Genomic DNA, 26757 nt, shown 5'->3' with positions numbered 1-26757 from the left:
AGGGAGAAATGAAAAAAATTTTATTATCTATTTTATTAGCCACTTTTTCATTCTCATTTTCTATAAATCTATCTCAAACTTTAGAAAATGAAATGTCAGATATATTAAATGAAGATTATAGACTATATAAAAGTATGTATATAGGAGATGATAAGAATAATAAGTATTATTCATATAATGAAACAAGTACAAGACCTTTGGCATCAATTACTAAGCTTATGACTGCATTAGTGATATTTGATGATATAGATGAAGAAAAATATGATTTAAACACAGAAGTTAAAGTAAGTAAAGAAGCTTCTAAAGTTAGATATGGAGTAGTTATTAAGGAAAATAAAGTATATTCTATAGAAGAATTATTACATTTAATGTTGATAAATTCATCTAATTCTTCGGCATATCAATTAGCCCTATTTTCTAGTAATGGAAATATTGATGAATTTGTTAATAAAATGAATGAAAAAGCTAAAAAATTAGGTCTTAGATCTTTAAAATTTAAGACACCTCATGGATTGCCACCAGTAGATACAAATAGAGGTATGGATGTTGGTAATGCAAGAGATATATATTTTTTGGCACTTAATGCTTTAAATAATGAAAAATTACTTGAAATATCTAAAAAATATTCTTATGAAACATCTGATGGAATTAAGATTAAATCAACTAATACTTTAGTTCAATTTGATGAAGTTTTGGGACTTAAAACAGGATTTCATAAGAGATCTGGGTATAATATAGTATATTTAATTAATAATGGAAATGAAAAAATTATACAAGTAATTTTAGGAACAGATACCATTAGTAATAGAGAAAAACTTGGATTAAAAATTTTAGAATTAATGAAAGAGAGTGGTAAATAATGAAACCATATTTATTTAAAATAGGAAGTTTTGAAATTAGAGTTTATTCATTAATGTATATTATCTCTTTATTTTTAGGAATATTTATTGCTAAAAGAGATGAAATTGCAAAAAAAAGAGGAATAAAAGAAAATATTATTGAAGATTATGCCTATTTTGTAATTATTAGTGGATTAATAGGAGCAAGAATATATTATGTATTACTTAAATTAGACTATTATAGTCAGAATTTATTGGAAATATTTAAAGTTTGGAATGGAGGACTTGCAATACATGGTGGAATTATAGGGGGATTAATAGGAACTATAATTTTTGCAAAAATGAAAAATGTAAATCCATTAGTATTAATGGATATGGCAGTAGGGCCTTTAATTTTAGGACAAGGATTTGGAAGAATAGGTAATTTAGCAAATGGAGAAATACATGGATTTCCAACTATCACACCATTTTCAGTAATATTAAAAGGAGATTTTGCAAAATGGTGGCAAGACTTTCAAGCTATGCCTTTAATGAAACAACTTGAATTTAAAGAGTTAGTACCTTGGGGAATAAAATTTCCATTAGACACACCAGCTGGACAAGAATTTCCAAACATGAGTTTACACCCTGCTATGATATATGAAATGATACTTAACTTTATCGCTTTCTATATCATATGGTTTGTATTAAGAAAAAAAGAATATTCAAAAGGAATACTTTCTATGATATATATTATTGCATATGGTATTATTAGAATAATTGTTTCAACATTTAGAGCTGAGGATTTATTAATATCAGGTATAAGAGCACCTTATATAGTAAGTTTAATAATGATATTATGTGGAATAGTAGGTATATATTATTTTAAAAATAAGAATAAATCTTTAGATTAATTTGAAAGGAGATATTATGAGAAGTTTATCAGGAATACAACCTAGTGGAGTACTTCATTTAGGTAACTATTTTGGAGCCTTAAAACAATTTGTTGATATGCAAGATAATTATGATGGACTCTATTTTGTAGCAGATTATCATTCTCTTACAAGTCAAATAAATCCAGAAATATTAAAAACACAAAGTATGAATATAGTTATGGACTATATAGCATCAGGATTAGACCCTAAAAAATCAGCTATATTTTTACAATCATCTATACCTTTACATACAGAGCTTATGTGGATATTATCTAATCTTACTCCTATGGCATTGCTTGAAAGAGGACATGCGTATAAGGATAAAGTAGCAAAAGGTATAAAAGCAAATGTTGGACTATTTAATTATCCTGTGTTAATGGCAGCAGATATTCTACTTTATGAACCTGATTTTGTTCCGGTAGGAAAAGATCAAAAACAACATATTGAGTTTACTAGAGATTTTGCAGTTAAATTTAATGAATTTTATGGAAAAGAAGTATTTAAATTACCTGAGGCTTTAATACTTGATAGTGTTGCAACTGTAGTTGGAACTGATGGTGAAAAAATGTCTAAGTCATATGGGAATATAATAAACATGTATGCACCTGAAAAAATATTAAAAAAACAAGTTATGAGTATAGTTACAGATTCAGCAGGACTTGAAGATTCTAAAAATCCAGATAATAATATTACTAAACTTTATTCTTTATTTGCTGATGAAAATGAAATAAGGGCTATGAAAGAAAAATTTATAGCAGGAAATTATGGTTATGGTCATGCCAAAAAAGAATTATTAGAAAGAATTTTAGACTATTTTAAGGAGCAAAGGGAAAAAAGATTTGCTTTAGAAAATAATTTAGATTATGTAAAAGAAGTGTTAAGAAATGGAAGAGAAACAGCAAACAAAATAGCAGAAGCTAAAATGAAAGAAGTAAGAAAAGCTATTGGTCTTATAAGTGATGAAATATGAGAAAACTATTAGTGGCAATATTTATGGGATTATTTTTACTATCTTGTTCTAGTATAAATATATCAACATCATCAATTAAGAATTCTCTTTCTAAAAAATTTGATGGAGAGCAAAATTTCTATATTTTTAAGACTGAAACTAAAGTAACTAATGTATTTATTGAAAATAGAAAATTGAATATAGAAATAGAACTTAAATTAAAAAATTTAGAGGAACCTATAGTTGCTTTAATTGAAACTGAATTAAAGTATTATCCACCAAAACTATATGCTACTAATGCTAATATTATAAGTATTTCTAATGTTGAATATGAAACAATTATAAAAGAAGTATTTAATGTAATAGTTAAAACCATATTATTTAATAAGGAAATATTAAATGTTAGTGAAAGTATAAATCCTGATAAAGTTAAAGATATATATGTGGGAGATAATGCAATAGTAGTTGAATTTAAATAAAAAAATATGATATAATTAGTAGATTAGGAGGAAAATATGGGATTTTTGTGTCGTTTATTCGGTAAATGTAAAAAAGAAGCAGTTAAGAAAAATAATGAAATTAAGATTGTATCACCAATAGATGGAAAGGTAATTCCGTTAGAAGAAGTTCCAGATCCAACATTTGCACAAGCATTACTTGGTAATGGTATAGGTATTGAACCTTTAAAAAGTGGTGTAGTTAAATCACCAGTAGATGGGACTATTATACAATTATTTGAAACTAAGCATGCTTTTGTAGTTGAAACTGAAGATAGAGTTCAAGTGTTAACACATTTTGGATTAAACACAGTTAAATTAAAAGGAGAAGGGTTTGAAATAATTGCTAAAGAAGGAAGTAAAGTTAAAGCAGGGGATCCTATAGTTAAATTTGATTATGATTTCTTAAAATCTAATGCAGATTCTTTAATAACACCTGTTGTTATACTTGAAACTGAGGAATATAAATCAGTTATACCAGTAAAAGGAATTGATACAGCAATTTCAGGAGAAACAGTAATAATTAATATAGAAAAGTAATTATGTAAAATGAATATATTTAATATATATTCATTTTTTTAATTATACATATATTCGTATTTAATTTCTTATACTATATGAAAATATAATTTAAATTATTTTTAAAATATTGACAAAATATGTGGGGGGGGGGTATAATATAAATATATAAGAAAGAATAGGAGAATAGTTAATGAAAAAGTTGTTATTAATACCAATATTTCTAGGATTAATTTCATTTTCAGTTGATATTATTGGGCCAAGATATAGAATAGAAAGTTCTTTAGGAACTTTAAGTGGTAGAGAAAAAGAAATTTTTAGAAGTTATAAATTTTTTTCAAGTTCTATTTCATTATTTCCGGAATGGAAAGCAGAGATTAATCAAAAATTAGATATAACATTTGGGCCTAAAATTACAGGAAATGTTGCAGTTAACTTTGATAATCCCAGTCAACCAACAATAAGACCTAGTATACTTTTAGGAGGAGAAGTAGATTTTAATTATAAAATAAAAGAAAATATTAAAGTATATACAGGTATAGAAGTAGGAACAGGAATAGGATTTCAGGTTCCGATTATTTCAGGAGATAAATATATTCAAGGACCAGAATTTACATCTATAAGTAAATTTGCATTAGGTATAAAATTAAAAGATAGATATAACATGGCTATTTATACAGGGGATATAAAGGGAATGATTGGAATAGAGTTAGGATATACTTTTTAAAAGAAAGGAATAATATATGAAAAAATTAATATTATCAATAATGCTATCTGTTGTAGGAATGATTTCATTTTCAACGAATATTACTGGTGGAAAATATAGGGTTGAAGGAGCATTAGGTTTTATTAGTACTAAACAAGAAAGTAAATTTGAAAATATTAGATATACTTCAGGATCTATTTCAATATTGCCTGAATTTAAAGCTCAAATTAATAAAAAAATAGATATAACATTTGGGCCTAAAGTTACAGTAAATATTGACTTTCATAGTTATCAAAGTAAATCAAAAATTAGACCTAGTGTAATTTTAGGAGGGGAAGTAGATTTTAACTATAAATTAAAAGATAATATTAAAATATATACTGGTATAGAAATTGGAACAGGAGTTGCAATACACATGAAGCATATACCTTTAGATAAAAGAGTTAGCAATAGTAATAATTCTCCTTTAGAATTAAAGAGGACAGAATTAGCTACTATAGGTAAAATGTCATTAGGAGTTAAAATAAAAGATAAATTTAATGTAGCTCTTTATACAGGAAATACTAAAGGAGTGTTAGGAATAGAATTAGGCTATACTTTTTAGAAGAAGGGAATAATATATGAAAAAGATATTAATAATATTGTTTATTGGATTAGGATTAAATTCTTTTTCAATTTCAACGAAAGCAAATAATAGAAAAAATGTAACTAAAAAAGTTTCAACTAAATCTTCAGACTTTAAAAATAAAGTTAATAATAGTGAGACTTTAAATAAAATAATAGGACCAAGATATAAGATTGATGGATCATTAGGTATAATAAATAGTAGATATGTTCAAATTTCAAATAATAATTATGCTAAAAAATTTATTTCTCTTTCTGTTGGATTTTCATCTGAATGGAAAACTATAGTCAATAAAAATTTTGATATAACATTTGGACCAAAGATAACTTTAAATGTCTATAATTATTTATCAGGAAATTCTATTGGTATTAGTCATGGTTTAATTTTAGGTGTAGTATCTGATTTTAATTATAGATTAATTGAAAATTTTAAATTATACACAGGAATAGAGTTTGGAATAGGAGGAGGTATTAAGATTTTGTATCCAACATTAACTCCAAGTGGAGAAAATTTATTATCTATAGCTAAAATTTCTTTAGGATTTAAATTAAATGATAAGTATAATGTAGGATTTTATGTAGGAAATGTTAAAGGATTATTTGGAATAGAATCAGGGTATACTTTTTAGAAGAAAGGAATAAAATATATGAAAAAAATGTTATTAATAATATTATTTGTTGGAATAGGGTTAATTTCATTTTCAAATAATATTATTGGACCAAGATATAGAGTAGATTTGTCTTTAGGATTTGGTTATATTCTAAGTGAAAAAGACAACGGTAATGAGTTTATTTCTACATCTATAGGGGTTTTGCCTGAATGGAAATATCAGATTAATAATAAGATAGATTTAACTTTTGGTCCAAAAGTTAATTTAATTTTTTCAAATTATATTTCAAAAACTAAATTTTTAAATGGGTTAGTTTTGGGAGGAGAAGGAGACTTTAATTATAGATTAAAAGAAAATGTTAGATTATATTCTGGTATAGAAGTTGGTATAGGTGGATTAATTAAATTTATGTCTAATAAAGTTGAAAGTTATGAAATTATAAATGTAAGTAAAATTTCATTAGGAGCTAAAATAAAAGATAAGTTTAATATTGCTTTTTATATAGGATATAGTAAAGGATTGCTTGGAATAGAAACAGGATATACATTTTAAAACAGTAGTATTAACTACTGTTTTTTTAAATAATGATATATATTGATTTTTTTGCTAAAAAATGATAAAATACTTAAGTAATTAATAAAGTTAGAATGAAACGGAGGATATAATGAAAAAGATAGCAATCTTAACTAGTGGCGGAGATTCACAAGGTATGAATACCGCTATAAGAGTAGTTGCTAAAACAGCTATGCACAAGGGCATGGAAGTTTACGGTATTAGAAGAGGGTATAAGGGAATTTTAAATAAGGATATATTTAAAATGTCATTGCTTGATGTAGCTGGTCTTGCAGGAAAAGGTGGGACTATGTTATTATCAGCAAGATTACCAGAATTTAAAGACCCAGAAGTAAGAACTAAAGCAGCGAATATTTTAAAAGAATATGGAATTGAGGGCTTAGTGGTAATAGGTGGAGATGGTTCTTTCCATGGAGCTCATTATTTATATGAAGAACATGGAATAAAAACTATAGGAATACCTGGAACTATAGATAATGATATTGCAGGGACAGATTATACTATAGGTTATGATACTGCATTAAATATAATACTTGAGTCATTCAATCAAATTAGAGATACAGCAAAATCTCATGATAGAACTTTCTTTATAGAAGTTATGGGAAGAAACTGTGGAGATTTAGCTTTAAATGCTGGAATTGCAGCAGGAGCAAATGGTATATTAATTCCAGAGGTTGAAACTTCTATTGAAGATATAATAAACATTATTCAAAAAAGAAGAAAAGCTGGAAAATTCTATGATGTAATAATAATGTCAGAAGGATATAAAAATAAAGAAAATATACTTAAAGAATTAAAGGAAAGAATGCCTGAGTTAGATGTTAAACATACTGCATTATCACATATTCAAAGAGGAGGTAATCCTACAGCAGCAGATAGATTACTTGCTACTAGATTAGGAGTTAAGGCAGTAGAATTATTATTAGAAGGACAATCAGGTTTAATGGTTGGAATTGAAAGTTCAACTGTGGTTACTCACAAACTATCATACGCATGGGAAAATTATCATAAGAAATCTCAAGAAGATTATGATATTGCAATGATGTTATCGGTTTAAGCTTTAAAATAAATATTTAGGAGGATTTAAATGAAAATAAAAATGACTAAGGTTGTATGTACTATAGGACCTAAAAGTGAAAAGAAAGAAGTTTTAAAACAATTAATTTTAAGTGGAATGAATGTTATGAGATTAAATTTCTCACATGGAGATTTTGAAGAACATGGAAATAGAATTAAAACTATAAGAGAAATATCAAAAGAAACAGGTAAATATGTTGCGATTTTATTAGATACTAAAGGGCCAGAAATTAGAACAGGTTCTCATGCTGAAGGTGACGTTAAATATGAATTAGTTGAAGGACAAGATTTCATAGTTACTACAGATTATGAATTTAAAGGAACACCTGAAAAAATATCAGTTTCTTATCCTAACATGACTAAGGATTTAAAACCAGGAGATACTATATTAATAGATGATGGATTAATAGGATTAGAAGTTAAGAGAATAGAGGGGAACGAAATTTTCTGTAAAGTTAAAAACTCTGGAGCATTAGGACAAAAGAAAGGTGTTAATTTACCAGGAGTATCAGTTTCATTACCAGCTTTAGCTGAAAAAGATAAAGGGGATTTAAAATTTGGATGTGAAGTTGGAGTTGACTTTATAGCTGCATCATTTATAAGAAAAGCTTCAGACGTTGCAGAAGTTAGAAGAGTATTAGATGAAAATGGTGGAGAACACATTAAAATAATTTCTAAAATAGAAAATCAAGAGGGTATAGATAACTTTGATGAAATCTTAGAATTATCTGATGGAATTATGGTTGCAAGAGGAGATTTAGGAGTAGAAATTCCAGTTGAAGAAGTTCCATTTGCACAAAAAATGATGATTAAAAAATGTAATGCAGCTGGAAAACCAGTAATTACAGCTACTCAAATGTTAGATTCTATGCAAAAAAATCCAAGACCTACAAGAGCAGAAGCAGGAGACGTTGCTAATGCTATCTTAGATGGAACAGATGCAGTTATGTTATCTGGAGAATCTGCAAATGGTAAATACCCAGTTGAAGCTGTTAAAACTATGGCTACAATTTCTGCTAAAACAGATGAATATGGAGTACCAAAAATTTACTACAGCCATGATGTAACAATTACAGAAGCTATATCAAAAGGTGCAGTAGAAGCTGCTGAAAATTTAGGGGCTAAATTAATAGTTTGTTGGACAAAAACAGGAAGAGCAGCTAAAATGATTAGAAAATACAATCCAACTATGCCAATTATTGCTTTAACTGATTCTGAAGTTACTGCAAGACAATTAGCATTAGTAAGAGGAGTTAGAGCAGTTGTTGCTACAGACTTAGATAATGCTGAACACTTCTTTGCTAAAGCTTTAGAAGTAGCAGCATCAAATGCTTCAACTACTGAAGATGAAGCATACACAGGATTTAAAAAAGGAGACTTAGTTGTATTAGTAACAGGAATTTCTGAAACTGGAACAACTAATACATTTAAAGTTGCAAGAATAGGATAATAAAATATAATAATAGAAAAAGAACTGGTTATTCAGTTCTTTTTCTATGAAAGGTAACGTATGAAAAAAATTGATGAATTAGTGCTAGTATTATCTAATTTAAAAGGTATAGGTAAAAAAAATGCAACAAGGATTGCTTTTGATTTACTTTCAAAAGATGAAGATGATATAAACTATCTACTATATACTATTAAAAGTGCATATGAGAATATAAAGCCATGTAGTATATGTCATAATCTAACTGATTTAGGAATATGTGATATATGTAGTTCTACTAATAGAAATAAAAATGTAATTTGTGTAGTAGAAGATACAAGAGATATTTATGCTTTTAATAAAGCAAGTTCATATAATGGACTATATCATGTATTAGGTGGTAAAATAGATCCATTAAATGGTATAGGTATAGATGAATTAAATATAGATAGTCTTTTATTAAGAATAGATGAGAATGTAAATGAGGTAATTCTTGCACTAAATCCTGATTTAGAGGGAGAAACAACTATACTTTACCTTACAAAATTATTAAGTAGTATGAATGTTAAAGTTAGTAGAATTGCTAGTGGAATACCTATAGGTGGAAATATAGAATATTCTGATAGTGCTACTTTAATTAAGTCGTTAGAGGGTAGAGTAATAATAAAGAGAGGGGATGAAGAATAATGGAAAAAATATATTTTACTTCAGAATTTGTATCACCGGGACATCCAGATAAAATTTGTGATCAGATTTCTGATGCAGTACTTGATGCTTGTTTATCTCAAGATGAAGATTCAAGGGTTGCATGTGAAACATTTGCTACAACTGGATTTGTATTAGTGGGTGGAGAAATAACAACTAAAACTTATGTTGATATACAAAAATTAGTAAGAGATAAAATTGAAGAAATAGGTTATGTGCCAGGACTTGGCTTTGATTATGATTGTGGTGTCGTAAACATGATACACTCACAATCATCTGATATTGCACAGGGTGTAGATATAGGAGGTGCTGGAGATCAAGGTATAATGTTTGGTGGAGCAGTAGATGAAACTCCAGAATTTATGCCACTTGCCTTAAGTTTAGCTAGAAATATAATAATGAAATTAACAGCATTAACAAGAAATAAGACTTTATCTTGGGCAAGACCAGATGCAAAAGCTCAAGTTACATTAGAATATGATAAAAATGGAAATGTACAAAAAGTAGAGTCTATAGTTTTATCAGTGCAACATGATGAAGAAGTAACTCTTGAAGTTATAAAAAGAGAATTAAAAGAATTAGTAATTAAACCAGCTCTTGTTGAGTATGGAAGAGATATTTCAGAAGTTGATAATTTCTATATTAATCCTACAGGACGTTTTGTAATAGGTGGACCACATGGAGATACTGGACTTACAGGTAGAAAAATAATAGTTGATACATATGGTGGATATTTTAGACATGGTGGTGGAGCATTTTCTGGAAAAGATAGTTCTAAAGTGGATAGATCAGCTGCATATGCAGCAAGATGGATAGCTAAAAATATAGTAGCATCAGGTATTGCAAAAAAATGTGAAGTTCAATTATCATATGCTATAGGTGTAGTAGAACCAACATCAATATTAGTAGATACATTTGGAACTTCAAATATTGAAGATAGTAAAATAGCTAAAGTAGTTAAAGAAATATTTGATTTAACACCACGTGGTATAGAAAAATCTTTATCTTTAAGAAAACCAAGTTTTAGATATCAAGATTTAGCAGCATTTGGTCATATAGGTAGAAAAGATATAGACTTACCATGGGAAAGATTGGATAAAGTAGAGGATTTAAAGAATAGATTGAAAGGATAGTGGAAATATGAGAAAAATATTAAACAAATTGATGTGTATATTAGCCTTTTTTGTTTTATTTATTTCTTGTTTTAAAGAAGAAGTAAATATAGAAGATAAAGTATTGGTATATAATTTATTTACGTCTCCAAGAACTTTAGATCCACATAAATTTGATGATAGTATTTCTATGCAATTGTCTAGTTCTATTTATGAGGGATTATTAAGATTTGATGATAAAGGTAAAATTATAGGTGGACTTGCTAAAAGCTATATTAAAGAGGGTAATAAATATTCATTTGAATTAAGAGATAATCTTAAATATTCAGATGGGACAGAAATTAAACTTGAAGATATAGAAGAATCTTTAATAAAAGTACTTAATAAAGATTTTCTTTCTCAATATGCCTCTAAATTATTTATAATAAAAAATGCTAAAAATTATTATGAGGGTAATGTTAGCAGAAAAGATGTCGGTATTAAGATTGAAAATAATATGTTAGTTATTGAGCTTGAAAAAGACTATAACTATTTCCCTTATTTAATGACATTACCAGTAACTGCACCATATAAAGAGGGGAAATATAACGGACCATATAAGTTAGAATTACAAACAGAACAAGAAATATTAATTACTAAAAATGAAAATTATTGGAGAAGTTCAGAAGTACATATTAATAAAGTTAAATATGTTTATTTTAAAGATTATTCTGTATTAAATAATTTAATAAAAAATGAAGATATAGATATTTCAAGAGTAGATGTTGAATTACTTGATTCTAAAAATATTAATTCATATTATAATGGTAGAATATGGTATTTAGACTATAATCTAGTGAATAATGAGATATTAAAAAATATACATTTAAGAAAAGCTATATCTCTTGCCATAGATAGAGAGGCATATATTAAATTAAAAAATGATGGTTCTAAAAAAGCACTTAATTTAATAAATGAATTATTTGATTATACACCAGATTATTTAATTGAAGATTTTAATTTAGAACTTGCTAAATTTGAATTAGAACTTGCAAAGAAAGAATTAGAAGTAGATAATTTCAAAATAGAATTATTATCTGGAAATAATTCTATAGAAGTTAAAGAAATACAATTTATACAAGAGCAATTAAAGAAAAATTTAGGATTAGAGGTAGAGGTTAAGACTGTACCATATAATGATAGATTGGCTTTAATTAGAGAAAATAAATATGATATTGCATTAAATACTTGGTCATCTAAGTATAAAGATCCAGTATCTATACTAGATAGATTTAAATATAAGAATAAGAAAATAGAAGTATTTGAACAAGAAAAATATAGAGAATTAGTTGAAGAGGGTAGAATATTTACCGAAGATAGATTAAATAAAGTAAAAGAAGCAGAAAAAATGTTATTAGAAAATTTAATAGTATCACCACTTTATTTCTCTATAGAAAATCAATATATTAGTGATAGAATTACAAATATAGTAAATTATCCTATAGGAAGCGTTACTGATATATCATATATTAAATGGAAATAAAAATAATACACCTCATCTCCCATAAAGAGTTTGAGGTGTATTTTTTAATATTTATGTCTAGTTATTAATTATAGTTTTAATTAACATTTCTAATTCATATAATTTATCTTTTAAATCTTTTACTTCATTTTTTAATGTAGTATTTTCTTTTTTCATATCATTAAATTGTATTTTAAGTTCATAAACTTTCTCATCAAGTAGGTTAATATTTCCATTTCTTTGTAATGTTAGCATATCTTTACTTCTTGAAACTATATTATCAAATTGATATCCTATCCCAGCTCCTAAAGACACATGACCTTTTGTATTTAATGAACCACTTGCCTTATATACTAAATTTCCTACTTCATTCATTCCTGATAATCCCAATGCAAAAGCATGTTCTCCATTAAAATATCCATATGAACCAGCTATATTATGCCTTTGATTACCTATTGCACTTACTTGTGGTAAGTTTGCCATTGCTACTGCATTTGCCACACCACTATTAGCTATAACTCCTTTTTCTATATCTTTTTTTGTTTTATCTGATAAGTCTATAGATATTTCATTGTTTTTAGCTGTTGTTTTTATTGTTTCTGAACCTTTTATACTAAATTTTAGCCCACTAGCTCTATTTAAAGTTTGTGATTTAGTTTCTCCATTGTCAGTATTAAATTTAATATTATTATCTCCTAAAGTATTTATAGCTTTTACGACATCTCCTGTTAAAGCTATTTTATCATTGTTATCTGATTTAGCTAATATTTTACTATTAGTTATTTCAGTTGTAATTGTTCCTACATTAACTTTTAAATTACCAGTATTACCATCTTTTAATACTGTTTTATTATCTGTTTTCACATCTAAAGTATATATTGGGTGTCCGTCTGTTGCATTACTTGATGTTACACTTATTGCTGAATTATTATCTGCTTTAACTTCTGTTTTAACAGCTTTTATTGCATCATTTATATTATTTTTACCTGTTCCACCAATATTACTAATACTTACAGAACCATTTTCATTTACTTTAGCATCTCCACCTAGAACTGTTTTAACGGAATCTGCTAATTTTCCTAAAACCATATTAGTTGAATAAAGTTGAGAACCATTTATTGCATCTGTTGATGTATTACTAACTTGTCCTGCTGCAACATTTTGTAATTGTCTTTCTTGACCACTTTTACCTATAGATACAACTGAATCTGGATTACTCCCAGCAAATCCACTATATTTTATATTTCCTATTGTAGCCTCTTTTACTACTGTTGCCATTGTTGTAATACTATCTGAACCAAGTGCAACTGATTTATCTATACTTGCATTTGCTCCTTTTCCTAAGGCTAATGTATCTTCTTTAGAAGATTGAGCCTTATGTCCTAATGCAATAGAATTTTTACCAGAGGCATTTGTTCTTTTTGCTTCATCAGTAGGGTATTTATATCCATTACTATCACTTTCATTTTTATCTAAATCAGAAGAACCTATAGCTATTGCATTTTCTCCAGTTGCAGTTGCAACAGTACCTAAAGCTATTGAACCTTTAGATTTAGCTAGAGATGCTGTACCTTTAGCTATTGACATATCTCCTATAGCTGTAGAATTTCTCCCATAAGCTTGTGATAATTTACCTTCACCTAAACTTCCAGCACCAACTGCAATTGATGCTAATCCCTTAGTTCTAGCTTGGAATCCTAAATTTACTCCAAATACAGCTTCTTTAGTTGATTGAGCATAACTACCTATACTTACACCACCTTGACCTGATATACTATGTGAACCTATAGCAACTGCTGTTGATATGACATTAGTATTTATTTTGTTATCATTAACTTTATAGTCTATAAGTCTATATGGTTTAATGTAATTTTTATCTTGGTATTCCTTTTCATCGTATATAACTACTCCAGAATAATGTCCACTTATATGGTCACGGCCCTCATAATTTTCAGTTATCATATCAATAATTTCAGCGTCTATACCCTCCATTCCATTTCCATTAGTAAATTCTATTTCATATGAATAAGTTAATTTTCCTAAAAAACCTCCAAATATTAAAAATGTTGTTATTATATTTCTGTTAATTAGTAATTTATTTTTTAATAATAAATTTATTATTTTCATATCATCTCCTTTTATATATGTTTAAGTAACAAAAACCTATTTTGATAGGCTCTTTTTTATTTTTTAATTATAGTTTTGATTAATATATCTAATTCAGATAATTTAGTTCTTAAATTTTTCACTTCATCTTTTAATGAAATATTTTCTTTTTTCATATCATTAAATTGAATTTCAAGTTCATGAACATTTTCATCAAGTAAGTTAATATTTCCATTTCTTTGTAATGTTAGCATATCTTTATTTCTTGAAACCATATTATTAAATTGATATCCAAGTCCTATACCCAATGCTACATGACCTCTTGTATTTAAGGCTCCACTTGATTTATAGACTAAATTTCCTGTTTTATTCATTCCTGATAATCCTAATGCAAAAGCATGTTCTCCATTGAAATATCAATATGAACCAGCTATATTATGTTTTTGGTTTCCCATTGCACTTACTTGTGGTAAATTTGCCATTGCTACTGCATTTGCCACACCACTATTAGCAACAACCCCTTTTTCTATATCTTCTTTTACTTTATCTTTTAAATCTAATAATATTTTATTTCCATGGGCATTAGTTTTAATTGAATTTGAACCTTTAATTTTAAATTTTATTCCATTTGATTTGTTTAAATTTTGAATATTAGTAGTTCCACGATCTCCAGAAAATACGATAGTATTGTCTCCTAAACGATTTATTGCTTTTATTACATCTCCAGTTTTAGCTATTTTCTCGTCATTATCTGATTTAGCTAATATTTTACCTTTATTATTTTTTGTTTCAATTTTACCAACATTAACTTTTAAATTTCCATTATCTTTTAATATTGTTTTATCATCTGTTTTTACACTTAAAGTATAGATTGAGTGACTATCTGTAGTATTTTTACTTGATATTACACTTATTGCTGAATTATCATTTGTTCTAACTTCTGTTATTGATGCTTTTATTGCTTCATTAATATTACTTTTATTAGTATCACCAATATTACTAATATTAACTTGACCATTTTCATTTATTTTAGCATCTCTACCTAATATTGTTTTGAGGTTGCTAATGTACCTATAACCATATTAGTTGCATAAAGTTGAGAACCATTTATTGCATCTGTTGATTTATCATTTATTTGCCCCGATGCTACATTTTGTAGTTGTCTTTCTTTATCTTTAGAACCAATAGATACTACAGAATTAGGATTATTTCCTGCAAATCCACTGTATGTTATATCACCTATTTTAGCATCTTTTGTTGCCTTAGCTTCTGTAGTAATACTTTCTGAACCTAATGCTACTGATTTATCTATACTCGCATTTGCACCTTTTCCTAAGGCTAATGTATTTTTTTTAGAAGCTTGAGCCATATGTCCTAAAGCTATAGAGTTTTTACCAGAGGCATCTGTTCTTTTTGTTTTATCATCTTGATATTTATAGCTACTATTTTCAGATTTCATATCAGAAGAACCTATAGCTATTGCATTTTCTCCACTTGCAGTTGCAACAGTACCTAAAGCAATTGCTCCTTTAGATTTAGATAAAGATGCAGTACCTTGAGCGATTGATTCATCACCTATTGCAGTTGAATTTCTTCCATAAGCTTGTGATAATCTACCTTTACCTAAACTTCCAGCACCAACTGCAATTGAAGATAATCCCTCAGTTCTAGCTTGAAATCCTACATTTACTCCAAATACAGCTTCTTTAGTTGATTTAGAATAACTACCTATACTTACACCACCTTGAGCTGACATACTATGAGAACCTATAGCAACTGCTGTTGATTGTAATTGACTATTTATTTCATTTCCATCTACTTCATAGTTTAGTATTGAATATGATTTAAGTGGATATATACTGTTTTCAACATAATCACTATCATATAAATTTAATCCAGCATAGTGTCCATCTATATAGTTATATCCTTCATAATATTTACTTACAGTATTAATGATTGGGGTATTAATTGTATGAGTTGTTCCGTTATCAAATGTTATTTTTGTAGACTCTTCTTCAGAATAAGAAATTTCTTCAAAAAAAAACATAAAAAATTTACTAATTATTAAAGATACTATTGTTATCTTTTTAAATAATTTATTTTTTAATATTTTTTCTATCATTATATGATCTCCTTTTTATTTATATATATAAAAAACCTTGTAAAAAAAACTCTAAAATAAATTATATATATATTGTCAATAGTTTTATTATAAAAAAAATATTTTCAATAGAAAATGTAAATATTGAAAATTAAATATTTAAATAGGATAAAAAAAGTATTTCTATAAATATTAGAAATACTTTTGTTTTAGTAATAATATTTTATATTTTCCCTCTATATTTATCTAAAAAATTCTGTAATATTATTTGAGCTGCAACCATGTCTACAACTTTTCTTCTTTCTTTACCATTTTTTTTGGAAAAGTTTTTTAAATAATATTCAGCTTCCTTAGTTGTATACCTCTCATCTATATAGTGTATAGTCAAATCTTTAGGTATAAATGGTTTTAATTCTTTAACAAATCTTTCTATTTTTTCAACTTGTATTGCATTTTGTCCGTCTTTAGTTTTAGGTAAACCTAATACAAGTCCTATTACTTTTTCTTCTTTTATAATATCTTTTATTCTTTCAAATGGATTTGTAATGTTTCTATCTATTACTTCATAGCTTGAAGCAAACATTGCAAGACCATCAGATTTAGCTACACCTATTCTTACATCTCCAACATCTAAACCTAAATATATTTTCATATTATAGACCTTTGATGTATTCTAAAGTTTTTTCTAATGCCTCTTTTACTTTATTTCCATCTTTTCCACCTGCTTGTGCAAAATCTGGTCTTCCTCCACCATTACCGTCAGCAATAGTAGCAGCATTTTTAACTATGTTTCCAGCGTGATATTTATTAATTAAATCTTTAGTAACACCTGAAACAAATATTGCTTTTTCATTGTTTGAACCAAATAAGATTACACATGATTTAAGAATTTCTTTAGCTCTATCTACTAAATCTTTTAATTCATTTACATCTTTATCTTTAAATGATTTAACCAATACTTTTACACCATTAATTTCTACAGTTTCATTAGTTAAATCATTAATTTCAAATTTAACTAATCTTCTTTGTAACTCTTTAATAGTATTTTCTTGGACTTTTACTTCTTCCTTATATTTATTTATAGCAGGAATTAGGTTAGCAGGAGAAGTTTTAAATTTATTAGATATATCTTGTATATCTTTTTCTAAATTGTGTACATACTCTAAACTCTTATATCCTGTTATTGCTTCTATTCTTCTTATACCAGATGCTTTACCTTGTTCTGATTTAATTTTAAATAATCCTATTTCACCAGTAGAAGATACATGTGTTCCTCCACAAAGTTCTAATGATACACCTGAAATATCAATAACTCTTACGACATCTCCATATTTATCACTGAATAATGCCATAGCACCTTTTGAAACAGCATCATTGATATTTTCATAATTAATGTATACAGGTAAATTTTCTAAAATTAATTCATTTACCCTATTTTCAATAGTAGTAACTTGCTCAGGACTAACTTGTTCGTAATATGAGAAATCAAATCTTAATCCATCTTCATTAACTAATGATCCAGCTTGTTCTACACTGTTTCCTAATACTTCTCTTAATGCTTTGTGTAGTAGATGTGTTGCAGTATGATTTTTCTTAATATCATTTCTTACTTTTTTATTAACCTCTAAAATATAGTCTACATCAAATTTAAGTTCTTCACCTGAAATATAGTGTATAAATATATCAGATTTTTTAGCAACATCTTTAATTTCTGCAATAATTTTGTTATCGTATTTAATTACACCTTTATCTGCTACTTGACCACCACCCTCAGCGTAGAATGGAGTTCTATTAAATATTACCTCAAATAAACCATTTTCTAAATTTTTAATGTGTAATACTTTTGCTTCATCAATTAAAGTATCATAACCTGTAAATAGAGTTTTACCATTTTCTTTATAGAATTTATCTATAAATTCATCTTTAATCATATCAGAATTTTTTACTCTTGAATCTTGAGATCTTTTAACTTGTTCTTCTAATTTTTGATTAAATTCATTTTCACAAACTATCATTTTATTATTTTCAACTATTAATTTTGTAAATTCAAATGGGAATCCATAAGTATCATAAAGTTTAAATGATACTTCACTTGGTAATTTATCTATATTTTCTGATTTACATTTTTTAATTTCTTCAAATAATATTTCAGTTCCAGATTTTAATGTTTTAGAGAATTTATCTTCTTCAGATTTTATAATATTTTTTATGTAATCTCTTTTTTCATTAAGTTCTGGATATGCTTCTTTCATGTTGTCTATAATAGAGTCAACTATATTATGTAAAAAAGTAAGAGAATTATTAAAAATATCTTTATTTTCAATTGCTCCAGCTCCGTAAGCTCTTCTTATCAATTTTTTAAGTATGTATCCACGTCCCTCATTAGACGGTAATACACCATCACAAATTAAGAAAGTTGATGCTTTTAAGTGATCTGCAATTATTTTAACAGAAGTTGAAATTTGTTCTCCGTTTATATTTAGTACTTTTTTAATGTTCTTAATAATTGGAATAAATAAATCAGTTTCAAAATTATTTTCCTTATTTTGTACTACTGATGCTATTCTTTCAAGTCCAGCTCCTGTATCAATATTTTTTTCTGGAAGTGGAACAAGAGTTCCGTCTTCAAGTCTATTCCATTCAGTAAATACTAAGTTCCAGATTTCTAAAAATCTATTACCCTCATCTCCAGGTTTAGCATTTATTTCCTCATTATTTTCTCCCATAATTTGAGTATCATAATATATTTCAGAACATGGTCCACAAGAACCTATAGGACCAGCTGCCCACCAATTATCATCATCACCTAGTCTTACCATATGATCTTCTGGTACTCCAACTTCTTTAGTCCATATATCATATGCTTCATCATCTGTTAAATAAACAGATACATATAATCTATTTGGATCTAATTTTAATATTTCAGTTATATATTCCCAAGACCATTTAATTGATTCTCTTTTGAAATAATCTCCAAAAGAAAAATTACCTAACATTTCAAAGAAAGTATGGTGTCTTGGAGTTACTCCAACATTTTCTAAGTCATTAGTTCTTATACATTTTTGATATGTAGTTATTCTGTTATATGGTGCTTTTTTTTCACCTAAGAAAAATGATTTAAAAGGTACCATACCAGCAACTGTTAGCAGTAATGTTTTATCATCTGGTATTAGAGATGCACTTTCAAAATGCTTGTGCTTCTTAGATTTAAAAAACTCAATAAAGCTTTTTCTTAATTCATTTCCAGTCATTTTTTATCACCTTTATATTTAATTTATACTTTAAAAGTATATCACAAAACATTATTAATTTCAATAAAATTGAAAGTGGTAAAATAAATAAAAATAAGATAATATCAATACTTTTTGACATATGATACAGACATAGAAAAAATCTATGCAATTTTTTTTGCACAAATGCTATTGAAAAAACTAATAAATGATAGTATACTTTTTAATGAAAATGCTTGCACAAAAAGGAGTAAACATGAAAAAGATTACAATTAAGGATGTTGCAAAGAAAGCAAATGTTAGTGAGGCTACAGTATCAAGAGTAATGTCTAATAGTCCATTAATTAGTGATAAGACTAAAAGGAAAGTGCTTAAAGTTATTAAAGAACTTGACTATTTTCCAAATTCTGCTGCTGTTTCATTAACTAAAAGTAGTAGTAGAATTATAGGGATAGTTATAGAAGATCATAATGATAATCCTTTACAAAATGATTTCTTTACAGAAACTTTATCATATATTAGTACTTATGCACTTGAAAGAGGTTACTATATACTATACATACATTCAAAAGATAATCAAGAATCACATGAAAACATTGAAAGATTGATAAAAACAAATAGAATAGATGGGCTTGTGTTCTTGAATTTAGTTGAAAATGATAGAAATATTAACTATTTACAGAAAATAAATTTTCCTTATGTAATATTAGGAACTCCTAAAGAACTTAGCATGGGAATGTGGGTGGATAATGACAATATTAAAGCTACAAAAGAAGTAACTAAAAAAATGATAGAGAAAGGATACAGTAACTTTGAATTTCTTTCTGGACCTACTAATTTAACTGTTTCAAATTATAGGAAAGAGGGATTTTTAATAGCATTAAAAGAGGCTAAAATTAAAAGTAAACATCAAATTTCTTCTGATTTTGATTCATATGAGGCATATTTTACGACTAAAAAATTACTTGAAATGGATGAGAATATAGAAGTAATAGTAACTACAGATGATATTTTAGCTATAGGAGCTATTAGAGCAATAGAGGAATTAGGTAGAAAAGTTGAGGTTACTGGGTTTAATAACTCTAAATTAAGAAAATATCTTAAATTAGATTTTATTACTGTAGATATACGTTATGAGGAACTTGCAAATAAATCAGTTAATATACTTATAGACAGTATAGAAAATATTAAAAGAGAAAAGAACTTTGTAATAGTTCAATCAGATATTTTAGAGGGAGATAATAATGGAACAAAATTTTGATTACAAACATATTAATAAGAATAGAAAAAGTGCAATAATTATGCACATTTCTTCATTATGGAGTGAATACGGAATAGGTAATTTAGGAAAAGAAGCTTATGAATTTGCTAATTTTCTTAAAGCATCTGGTCAATATTATTGGCAAATATTACCTACAGGTCCTACAGGATATGGAGATTCACCTTATCAATCATTTTCATCATTTGCAGGGAATCCATATTTTATAGATTTTAGAATACTTGAAGAAGAGGGATTGCTTAATAAAGAAGATTATCAAAATTTAGATTATGGAAATGATGTTAATAGAGTAGATTTTGGTAAGATTTATATGACAAGAAAAGAAGTACTTGCAAAGGCTTTTGAAAACTTTAAAAATGTAGAAGATAAGGAATACCATAAATTCATAGATGAAAATTCTGATTGGATTAATGATTATTCTTTATTTATGGCATTAAAAGAACATTTTGGAAATATTTCTTGGGAAGATTTTCCAAAAGAAGTTAAAGATAGGGATTTAGTAGAATTAGAAAAATATGAAAAATTATTAAAAGATAGAATAGATTATCAAAAATTTATACAATACAAATTCTTTGGGCAATATAAGAAATGGAAAGAATATGTTAATTCTTTAGGAATTAAGATTATAGGGGATATGCCTATTTATGTTTCTCCTGATAGTTTAGAAGTGTGGAAAGATAGAGATTTATTCTTAGATGATATAGTAGGAGGTTGCCCACCTGATGGATTTAGTGCAGGAGGACAAAAATGGGGGAATCCTGTATATGATTGGGAAAAACATAAAGAAACAGGCTTTAAATGGTGGATAAATAGAATAGAAAAAACTATGAAATATATTGATGTGTTAAGAATAGACCATTTTAGAGGTTTTGAATCATATTGGGCAGTACCTAAATTTGATGAAGATGCAAGAAATGGTAAATGGGTAAAAGCCCCTGGAGTAGAATTATTTGAAGCAGTTGAACAGTCTTTAGGTAAAATAGATATAGTTGCTGAAGATTTAGGATATACAACTGTAGATGTAGTTAAATTTAGAGAAAAAACAGGATTTCCTGGCATGAAAATGTTACAATTTGCATTTAATCCTGAAAATGAAAGTGATTTTTTACCTCATCAAACTGAAAGAAATTGGGCAGTGTATACAGGAACTCATGATAGTGATACTGTTAAAACATGGTTTAACAATGCAAATCCAGTTGAAGTTGAGTTTGCTAAAAAATACTTACATTTAACAGACCCTAAAGATTATGTTAAAGGATTTATTAGATCTGCATGGTCATCAGTTGCTAATTTAGCAGTAGCACAAATGCAAGACTTTTTAGAACTTGGTGATGAGGGTAGAATGAATACACCATCTACTTTAGGTAACTGGTCTTGGAGAGTTAGAAAAGAAATGCTTACTAAAGAGTTAAGTGAAGAAATTTATGATTTAACAAAAACATATTTTAGATTAAATAAATAAGTAAGGGTGTAGTAATGATAACAAGAAAAATAGATAATGATTTAAGAAATTTAGGTTTAGATTTAAGATATAAGTATGACGGTAAATTAGGTATAGAATATTCTAAAGAAAATACTGTTTTTAGAGTATTTGCTCCTACTGCAACTAAAGTTGAATTATTAATTAATAATCAAGTTTTAGAAATGATAAAAGATATTGATAAAGGTATTTTTGAATTAACTGTAAATGGAGATTTAGATAAAATTCCATATATGTATAAGACATTTTTTGAGGGAGAAGTTTTTGAAACAACTGATCCATATGCTATTGCTAGTGAAGCAAATTCAGGTAAATCAGTTGTAGTTGATTTATCTAAAACTTTAAAGGGTAATAGAATACCTAAGTTTAATATGTTAGATTCAGTAATATATGAATTACATATTAGAGATTTTACATTAACTGCTAAAAATAGAGGTAAATATTTAGGGGTAGTTGAAGAAAAACAATTAAATTATTTGAAAAAATTAGGAATTACTCATGTTCAACTTTTACCAATATATGATTATTCAACTGATTCAGTAGATGAATTAAATCCTGATTTAAGATATAACTGGGGATATGACCCTGTAAATTACAATGTACCTGAGGGTTCATATTCAAGTAATCCTAACGATCCTTATTCAAGAATAAATGAATTAAAAGAAATGGTAGAAATTTTACATAAAAATGGAATAAGAGTAATTATGGATGTAGTGTATAATCACGTATATGATGCACTTGCTCATTCTTTATCTAAAACTATACCAAATTATGCTTTTAGAAAAACAGAATATTTCCATTTTAGTAATGGTACTGGTTGTGGGAATGATGTTGCAAGTGAAAGAGCTATGATAAGAAAATATATAGTTGATAGTGTTAAATATTGGGCAAGTGAATTTAATCTTGATGGATTTAGATTTGACTTAATGGGAATATTAGATGTTGAAACTATGAATGAAATCAGAAGAGAATTAGATAAAATAGATGAAAGTATAATACTCCTTGGTGAGGGTTGGGATCTTGCTACTTCTCTAAGTAATGATTTAAAAGCAAATCAATTAAATGCTTATAAAATGCCAAATATCGCATTTTTTAATGATGATATTAGGGATAGCTTAAGAGGTTCTACATATGAAAGACTTGGTCAAGGTTTTGTAAGTGGTGGAAGATTTGATGAAAGACTTTTATCTAGCATTAAGGGTGGTAAGGGCTTAAAATCATATATTGCACCAAATCAATTAATACAATATATTGAGGCACATGATAATAATACAGTTTATGACCACATAGAAATAACTAACAATTATGATAGTTTAGAAGATAGAGTTAAAATGCAATCTATTGCTACAACTTTAATTATGATGTCGCAAGGTATACCATTTATACATGCAGGTCAGGAATTTTTTAGAACAAAAAATGGAGTAGAAAATTCATATAAATCAAGTGATGAAATAAATAAATTTGATTTTGATAGGGCTGAAAAATATAGTGAATATGTAAAATATTTATCAGATTTAATTAGTTATAGGAAAGATAAAAAAATACTTAAATTAGATAGTTATGAAAAAATAGATGAAGTATTTAAACTTATTAAAGCAGATGATAATGTGTTAGCATATTCATTTGGAAATATATATATTATAGCTAATGTAAGTAAGGAAGAACAAAATATTATTTTAGATAGTGGAAAATATACTGTAATTTTTAATGAATTTAATAAGGTTGAATGTGAAGAAATAAATATAGTAAATGAATACACAGTTAAACCATTAAATATTTTAATATTAGAAAAAAATATATAAAAAATGTATGAAAAATTTCATAATATAAAATAATATAGAAAATATTAATGTTTTAGTAATTAAAACACACTCTAATTTAATGTGAGAGTATAAAAAATATTAATGTAGATATTGACAATAAAGATTATTGGAATATAATGTTAATGTAAATTGCAAACGATTGCATAAATAAAATAAATTAGGAGTGAAAAATTATGAATTTAAAAAAACTTGTTACAAGTGGAATTTTAATGTTTTCTTTATTACTATCTTGTGGTTCTAAAATATCAGAAAAAACTAACAATGGTTTAACAGGACATATAGTTGTACAAGCTGAAAAAACTTGGGCACCTTATTATGAAGAAGCTATAGCTAGAGTTAAAGAAAAAAATCCTGAAGCTAAAATAGATTTAAAAGTTATTGGTTCTTTTGACCATATTCAAGCTATTGAAGAAACTAATGCTGAAAATGAAGATGTGGCAGATGTATTTGCTGTTCCATTACATAAAATGGAATCTCTTTATAAAAAAGATGTATTAGCTCCATTTGATGCTAAAGCTTTAGGTGTAAAACTTGGAGGATTTGGAGATTTTGATAAAGGACTTGGAGGACATTTAAAATTTAATGATTCATATTTTGGATTCCCTTTTAATATTGAAACATTGTTATTAGGATATAATACTAAAAATGTTGTAATAAATGGAGTAGATTTATCTAATTTAGATTTTGCTGAAATTTCACCTGAAGTTGGAATGATACCAATTATAAATGGTTGGTGGGGTGTTGCTATAACTAACGCTTTTGGAGTTGAGTTATTAGCTAAAGACGGAGATAAATTCTTTTCTGATTTAATAAAAGATTGGTCAGAACTAACTCCAGATATGCAAAAAATGTTTGTTGGTTTACATAAATATTGGAAAGCATCAAATGATAAAAAACTTCCTTTATTTGATACAACAGCAGTTTATGGATACATGGACGATAATTTTAAAACTGGTAAAAAAGGTTCAGTTAGAATTGCAGGTCCATGGGAATTATCTGCTTGGTCAGGATTAGTTGGAGATGATTTTGATGTGGCAGCACTTAACACAGCTAAATTTGCAGGTAAAGAATTAAAACACTGGCAAGGTGGTTGGGCATTATCTATCAATGCTAGAAATGAAGAAGATGCTAATAAATTGGCTTTATCAGAGGCTGTGATAGCTGAAATTATGAATCCTGAATATGCTGCTGATTTTTATAGATATACAAGTAAGGTTATGCCACATGTTTCTAAAGAAGATTATGCTAAAGTTGATTTATCTGATTTAGATAAAAAAGCTATAAATGCTGTTATAGATGGATATGAAGTATCAGTATCAAGACCTTTATTTAAAGAATGGGAACAAGTATGGGAAACATGGGAAAATGCTATTCTTTCATGGGAAGCTAAAAAACCTGCTACACCAGAGTTAGCTTATAAGGATATACAAGCAAGTTTTAGAGCATTATTAACAAATTTAGGTCAATAAATAAAGTAAGTATTAATACTAAAGATTGAAAATACTACACCACAAAAGATCCTAAATTCCAAAAGTAAGTGTCCAAAAAAAGAATTAAATAAGATTTAACAAGCACTCATAAACTTGTAAAGATGTTGAAGAATTGAAAATTTTTCTAGGATAATTATTCATAAAATTTTCAATAAATTTAACATCTTTTTTCTTTAAATTATTCATAGACTTACCCTTATTAATAAATCTTCTAATAAACTTATTATTATTCTCATTAGAACCTCTCTGATTAGAACAATAAGGATGAGCAAAATACCACTTAACCCCCAAATCGTTAATATCCTTAACATTAGAAAATTCAACACCATTATCAGAAGTAATAGAATGAATTAAATACTTATTACTTTTAATTATCTTCTTAACCTCTTTAATAACATTATCATTAGTCTTAGCATCTAATAAAGTAACAATATTTAATCTTGAAACTCTTTCAGTAAGAGTAAGTATAACTTTAGATTTACCCTCTCTAATTCCAACAACAGTATCAATCTCCCAATGCCCTAATATTTCTCTAAAATTAACTAAATCTTCTCTATCATCAATAGATAAACCACCAGATTTAATAACTCTTTTATTATATGTTCTATTACCCTTACTCTTATATATTATTGTATTATCAACTTTTTTATATCCAACAAACTTAAATAAATCTTTATGTATATAATTATATAGAGTTTGAATAGAAAAGTTAATATTATACTTACTCTTAAGAATTTGAATAATAGCATAAGGAGAAAATTTATTATTTAATAATCTAGCTATTTCAAAAGGTAATTTAGTATTATTATCAATTTTAAGAGGTAATTCTTTTTTAGTAATTCTTTCTCTATATTTATCATGAGATATATTAAAAGCATAAATTAAAATAGGTCTATAGAAAATATCAAGTTGTTTAATAGTACCTCTAGTTATTTCTCTTTTAATAGTTTTGATAGATTTATTTAAAGAAATAGAAATTTTATTTAATACAGAGATAAAATATTTTCTGTTTTTAGTAGAGGGCTTAATAATATATTTGGTTAAATCTTTAATGTTATGTTCTTTAAGGATATGAGATATTATACCTCTATCAACTTTAGTAAGGTGTTTAAATTTTTTCTCTTTATTAATTTCAAAATATGTGTTATTATTAGTCATGGATATACAGTTCCTTTCAATAGATTTCGTCATTTAT

At 26.8% G+C, this 26757-nt stretch carries 25 protein-coding genes; 19 read left to right on the top strand and 6 right to left on the bottom strand.

The genetic code is table 11. From position 1 onward, the window contains the following. Positions 1-8: 8 nt before the first annotated feature. The 14 genes from BT993_RS00940 (at position 9) to BT993_RS00875 (ending at position 12074) form a co-directional block, all read left to right on the top strand. On the top strand, positions 9-860 hold the full coding sequence (locus BT993_RS00940; RefSeq protein ID WP_072592801.1) for a D-alanyl-D-alanine carboxypeptidase family protein: 852 nt from the start codon (positions 9-11) through the stop codon (positions 858-860). After that, positions 860-1732 carry a prolipoprotein diacylglyceryl transferase gene (gene lgt, locus BT993_RS00935; RefSeq protein WP_072592800.1) on the top strand — a complete coding sequence of 291 codons (873 nt, stop codon included), beginning with the start codon at positions 860-862 and terminating at the stop codon, positions 1730-1732. Before BT993_RS00940 ends, lgt begins: the two co-directional genes overlap by 1 nt. A gap of 16 nt (positions 1733-1748) precedes the next feature. Further along, a complete protein-coding gene (trpS, locus tag BT993_RS00930) occupies positions 1749-2723 on the top strand; it encodes a tryptophan--tRNA ligase (RefSeq protein WP_143604214.1) in 975 nt (324 codons plus the stop codon). Then, positions 2720-3181, top strand: coding sequence for a hypothetical protein (locus BT993_RS00925; protein ID WP_072592799.1), 462 nt, complete (start codon positions 2720-2722; stop codon positions 3179-3181). The genes trpS and BT993_RS00925 overlap by 4 nt, the downstream gene beginning before the upstream one ends. 36 nt (positions 3182-3217) lie before the next feature. Next, positions 3218-3739 (top strand): PTS sugar transporter subunit IIA, encoded by a 522-nt coding sequence (locus BT993_RS00920; RefSeq protein ID WP_072592798.1) that lies wholly within the window; start codon positions 3218-3220, stop codon positions 3737-3739. A gap of 172 nt (positions 3740-3911) precedes the next feature. After that, complete coding sequence (locus BT993_RS00915) at positions 3912-4445, top strand: hypothetical protein (RefSeq protein ID WP_072592797.1); 534 nt, start codon at positions 3912-3914, stop codon at positions 4443-4445. 16 nt (positions 4446-4461) lie between these two features. Then, positions 4462-5028, top strand: a complete 567-nt coding sequence (locus BT993_RS00910) for a hypothetical protein (RefSeq protein ID WP_072592796.1) — start codon at positions 4462-4464, stop codon at positions 5026-5028. A 16-nt stretch (positions 5029-5044) separates the two neighbouring features. Continuing rightward, a complete protein-coding gene (locus BT993_RS00905) occupies positions 5045-5677 on the top strand; it encodes a hypothetical protein (RefSeq protein ID WP_083557344.1) in 633 nt (210 codons plus the stop codon). Positions 5678-5695: 18 nt separating this feature from the next. Next, positions 5696-6211, top strand: a complete 516-nt coding sequence (locus BT993_RS00900; protein ID WP_072592795.1) for a hypothetical protein — start codon at positions 5696-5698, stop codon at positions 6209-6211. A 112-nt stretch (positions 6212-6323) separates the two neighbouring features. Further along, positions 6324-7289, top strand: coding sequence for a 6-phosphofructokinase (pfkA, locus tag BT993_RS00895; RefSeq protein WP_072592794.1), 966 nt, complete (start codon positions 6324-6326; stop codon positions 7287-7289). Positions 7290-7319: 30 nt separating this feature from the next. After that, on the top strand, positions 7320-8759 hold the full coding sequence (gene pykF / locus BT993_RS00890) for a pyruvate kinase PykF (protein WP_208600498.1): 1440 nt from the start codon (positions 7320-7322) through the stop codon (positions 8757-8759). A 60-nt stretch (positions 8760-8819) separates the two neighbouring features. Continuing rightward, complete coding sequence (recR, locus tag BT993_RS00885) at positions 8820-9422, top strand: recombination mediator RecR (RefSeq protein WP_072592793.1); 603 nt, start codon at positions 8820-8822, stop codon at positions 9420-9422. Next, on the top strand, positions 9422-10573 hold the full coding sequence (metK, locus tag BT993_RS00880) for a methionine adenosyltransferase (protein ID WP_083557343.1): 1152 nt from the start codon (positions 9422-9424) through the stop codon (positions 10571-10573). Before recR ends, metK begins: the two co-directional genes overlap by 1 nt. Before the next feature lie 7 nt (positions 10574-10580). Next, positions 10581-12074, top strand: coding sequence for a peptide ABC transporter substrate-binding protein (locus tag BT993_RS00875; protein WP_072592791.1), 1494 nt, complete (start codon positions 10581-10583; stop codon positions 12072-12074). Between the two features lie 57 nt (positions 12075-12131). Here the strand turns inward: BT993_RS00875 and BT993_RS00870 are convergent, their stop codons facing one another. Together BT993_RS00870 and BT993_RS00865 are read right to left on the bottom strand one after the other, a co-directional pair. Next, entirely contained in the window at positions 12132-14180 is a 2049-nt protein-coding gene (locus BT993_RS00870; RefSeq protein WP_072592790.1) for a YadA-like family protein, read from the bottom strand. A gap of 56 nt (positions 14181-14236) precedes the next feature. Continuing rightward, complete coding sequence (locus BT993_RS00865) at positions 14237-14533, bottom strand: YadA C-terminal domain-containing protein (protein ID WP_072592789.1); 297 nt, start codon at positions 14531-14533, stop codon at positions 14237-14239. Positions 14534-14567: 34 nt separating this feature from the next. On the opposite strand from BT993_RS00865, the gene BT993_RS00860 reads away from it, so the two are divergent. Beyond that, entirely contained in the window at positions 14568-14807 is a 240-nt protein-coding gene (locus tag BT993_RS00860) for a hypothetical protein (protein WP_072592788.1), read from the top strand. Positions 14808-15201: 394 nt separating this feature from the next. Here BT993_RS00860 and BT993_RS00855 read toward each other — a convergent pair whose 3' ends face one another. The 3 genes from BT993_RS00855 to alaS form a co-directional block, all read right to left on the bottom strand. After that, positions 15202-16281 (bottom strand): hypothetical protein, encoded by a 1080-nt coding sequence (locus BT993_RS00855; RefSeq protein WP_072592787.1) that lies wholly within the window; start codon positions 16279-16281, stop codon positions 15202-15204. A 202-nt stretch (positions 16282-16483) separates the two neighbouring features. Beyond that, on the bottom strand, positions 16484-16912 hold the full coding sequence (ruvX, locus tag BT993_RS00850) for a Holliday junction resolvase RuvX (protein ID WP_072592786.1): 429 nt from the start codon (positions 16910-16912) through the stop codon (positions 16484-16486). A 1-nt stretch (position 16913) separates the two neighbouring features. Further along, positions 16914-19511 (bottom strand): alanine--tRNA ligase, encoded by a 2598-nt coding sequence (gene alaS / locus BT993_RS00845; RefSeq protein WP_072592785.1) that lies wholly within the window; start codon positions 19509-19511, stop codon positions 16914-16916. A 235-nt stretch (positions 19512-19746) separates the two neighbouring features. Between alaS and BT993_RS00840 the strand changes: the two genes are divergently transcribed. From BT993_RS00840 to BT993_RS00825, 4 genes are all read left to right on the top strand, one after another. Continuing rightward, a complete protein-coding gene (locus tag BT993_RS00840; protein ID WP_072592784.1) occupies positions 19747-20751 on the top strand; it encodes a LacI family DNA-binding transcriptional regulator in 1005 nt (334 codons plus the stop codon). Next, positions 20735-22231 (top strand): 4-alpha-glucanotransferase, encoded by a 1497-nt coding sequence (gene malQ / locus BT993_RS00835; RefSeq protein ID WP_072592783.1) that lies wholly within the window; start codon positions 20735-20737, stop codon positions 22229-22231. Before BT993_RS00840 ends, malQ begins: the two co-directional genes overlap by 17 nt. Before the next feature lie 14 nt (positions 22232-22245). Continuing rightward, positions 22246-24051, top strand: coding sequence for a type I pullulanase (gene pulA / locus BT993_RS00830; RefSeq protein WP_072592782.1), 1806 nt, complete (start codon positions 22246-22248; stop codon positions 24049-24051). 194 nt (positions 24052-24245) lie between these two features. After that, positions 24246-25541, top strand: coding sequence for a sugar ABC transporter substrate-binding protein (locus BT993_RS00825; protein ID WP_072592781.1), 1296 nt, complete (start codon positions 24246-24248; stop codon positions 25539-25541). Between the two features lie 84 nt (positions 25542-25625). Here BT993_RS00825 and BT993_RS00820 read toward each other — a convergent pair whose 3' ends face one another. Then, entirely contained in the window at positions 25626-26720 is a 1095-nt protein-coding gene (locus BT993_RS00820) for an IS30 family transposase (RefSeq protein ID WP_158007920.1), read from the bottom strand. Positions 26721-26757: the final 37 nt, after the last annotated feature.

The sequence above is a fragment of the Streptobacillus ratti genome (genome assembly GCF_001891165.1).
In the GTDB taxonomy this organism is placed as follows: Bacteria; Fusobacteriota; Fusobacteriia; order Fusobacteriales; family Leptotrichiaceae; genus Streptobacillus; species Streptobacillus ratti.
Note: the sequence above shows the minus strand (reverse complement) of the source record. Positions and strands in the feature narration are given on the sequence as shown.

What these genes read in the sequence shown, in the direction of transcription:
- malQ (WP_072592783.1), top strand. Translation starts at nt 20,735, where the DNA reads ATGGAACAAAATTTTGATTACAAACATATTAATAAGAATAGAAAAAGT.
- metK (WP_083557343.1), top strand. Translation starts at nt 9,422, where the DNA reads ATGGAAAAAATATATTTTACTTCAGAATTTGTATCACCGGGACATCCA.
- pykF (WP_208600498.1), top strand. Translation starts at nt 7,320, where the DNA reads ATGAAAATAAAAATGACTAAGGTTGTATGTACTATAGGACCTAAAAGT.
- BT993_RS00820 (WP_158007920.1), bottom strand. Translation starts at nt 26,720, where the DNA reads ATGACTAATAATAACACATATTTTGAAATTAATAAAGAGAAAAAATTT.
- BT993_RS00925 (WP_072592799.1), top strand. Translation starts at nt 2,720, where the DNA reads ATGAGAAAACTATTAGTGGCAATATTTATGGGATTATTTTTACTATCT.
- BT993_RS00855 (WP_072592787.1), bottom strand. Translation starts at nt 16,281, where the DNA reads ATGATAGAAAAAATATTAAAAAATAAATTATTTAAAAAGATAACAATA.
- BT993_RS00905 (WP_083557344.1), top strand. Translation starts at nt 5,045, where the DNA reads ATGAAAAAGATATTAATAATATTGTTTATTGGATTAGGATTAAATTCT.
- BT993_RS00940 (WP_072592801.1), top strand. Translation starts at nt 9, where the DNA reads ATGAAAAAAATTTTATTATCTATTTTATTAGCCACTTTTTCATTCTCA.
- BT993_RS00900 (WP_072592795.1), top strand. Translation starts at nt 5,696, where the DNA reads ATGAAAAAAATGTTATTAATAATATTATTTGTTGGAATAGGGTTAATT.
- BT993_RS00920 (WP_072592798.1), top strand. Translation starts at nt 3,218, where the DNA reads ATGGGATTTTTGTGTCGTTTATTCGGTAAATGTAAAAAAGAAGCAGTT.
- BT993_RS00840 (WP_072592784.1), top strand. Translation starts at nt 19,747, where the DNA reads ATGAAAAAGATTACAATTAAGGATGTTGCAAAGAAAGCAAATGTTAGT.
- BT993_RS00915 (WP_072592797.1), top strand. Translation starts at nt 3,912, where the DNA reads ATGAAAAAGTTGTTATTAATACCAATATTTCTAGGATTAATTTCATTT.
- alaS (WP_072592785.1), bottom strand. Translation starts at nt 19,511, where the DNA reads ATGACTGGAAATGAATTAAGAAAAAGCTTTATTGAGTTTTTTAAATCT.
- recR (WP_072592793.1), top strand. Translation starts at nt 8,820, where the DNA reads ATGAAAAAAATTGATGAATTAGTGCTAGTATTATCTAATTTAAAAGGT.
- ruvX (WP_072592786.1), bottom strand. Translation starts at nt 16,912, where the DNA reads ATGAAAATATATTTAGGTTTAGATGTTGGAGATGTAAGAATAGGTGTA.
- BT993_RS00875 (WP_072592791.1), top strand. Translation starts at nt 10,581, where the DNA reads ATGAGAAAAATATTAAACAAATTGATGTGTATATTAGCCTTTTTTGTT.
- trpS (WP_143604214.1), top strand. Translation starts at nt 1,749, where the DNA reads ATGAGAAGTTTATCAGGAATACAACCTAGTGGAGTACTTCATTTAGGT.
- pfkA (WP_072592794.1), top strand. Translation starts at nt 6,324, where the DNA reads ATGAAAAAGATAGCAATCTTAACTAGTGGCGGAGATTCACAAGGTATG.
- BT993_RS00910 (WP_072592796.1), top strand. Translation starts at nt 4,462, where the DNA reads ATGAAAAAATTAATATTATCAATAATGCTATCTGTTGTAGGAATGATT.
- BT993_RS00825 (WP_072592781.1), top strand. Translation starts at nt 24,246, where the DNA reads ATGAATTTAAAAAAACTTGTTACAAGTGGAATTTTAATGTTTTCTTTA.
- lgt (WP_072592800.1), top strand. Translation starts at nt 860, where the DNA reads ATGAAACCATATTTATTTAAAATAGGAAGTTTTGAAATTAGAGTTTAT.
- BT993_RS00865 (WP_072592789.1), bottom strand. Translation starts at nt 14,533, where the DNA reads ATGAATAAAACAGGAAATTTAGTCTATAAATCAAGTGGAGCCTTAAAT.
- BT993_RS00870 (WP_072592790.1), bottom strand. Translation starts at nt 14,180, where the DNA reads ATGAAAATAATAAATTTATTATTAAAAAATAAATTACTAATTAACAGA.
- pulA (WP_072592782.1), top strand. Translation starts at nt 22,246, where the DNA reads ATGATAACAAGAAAAATAGATAATGATTTAAGAAATTTAGGTTTAGAT.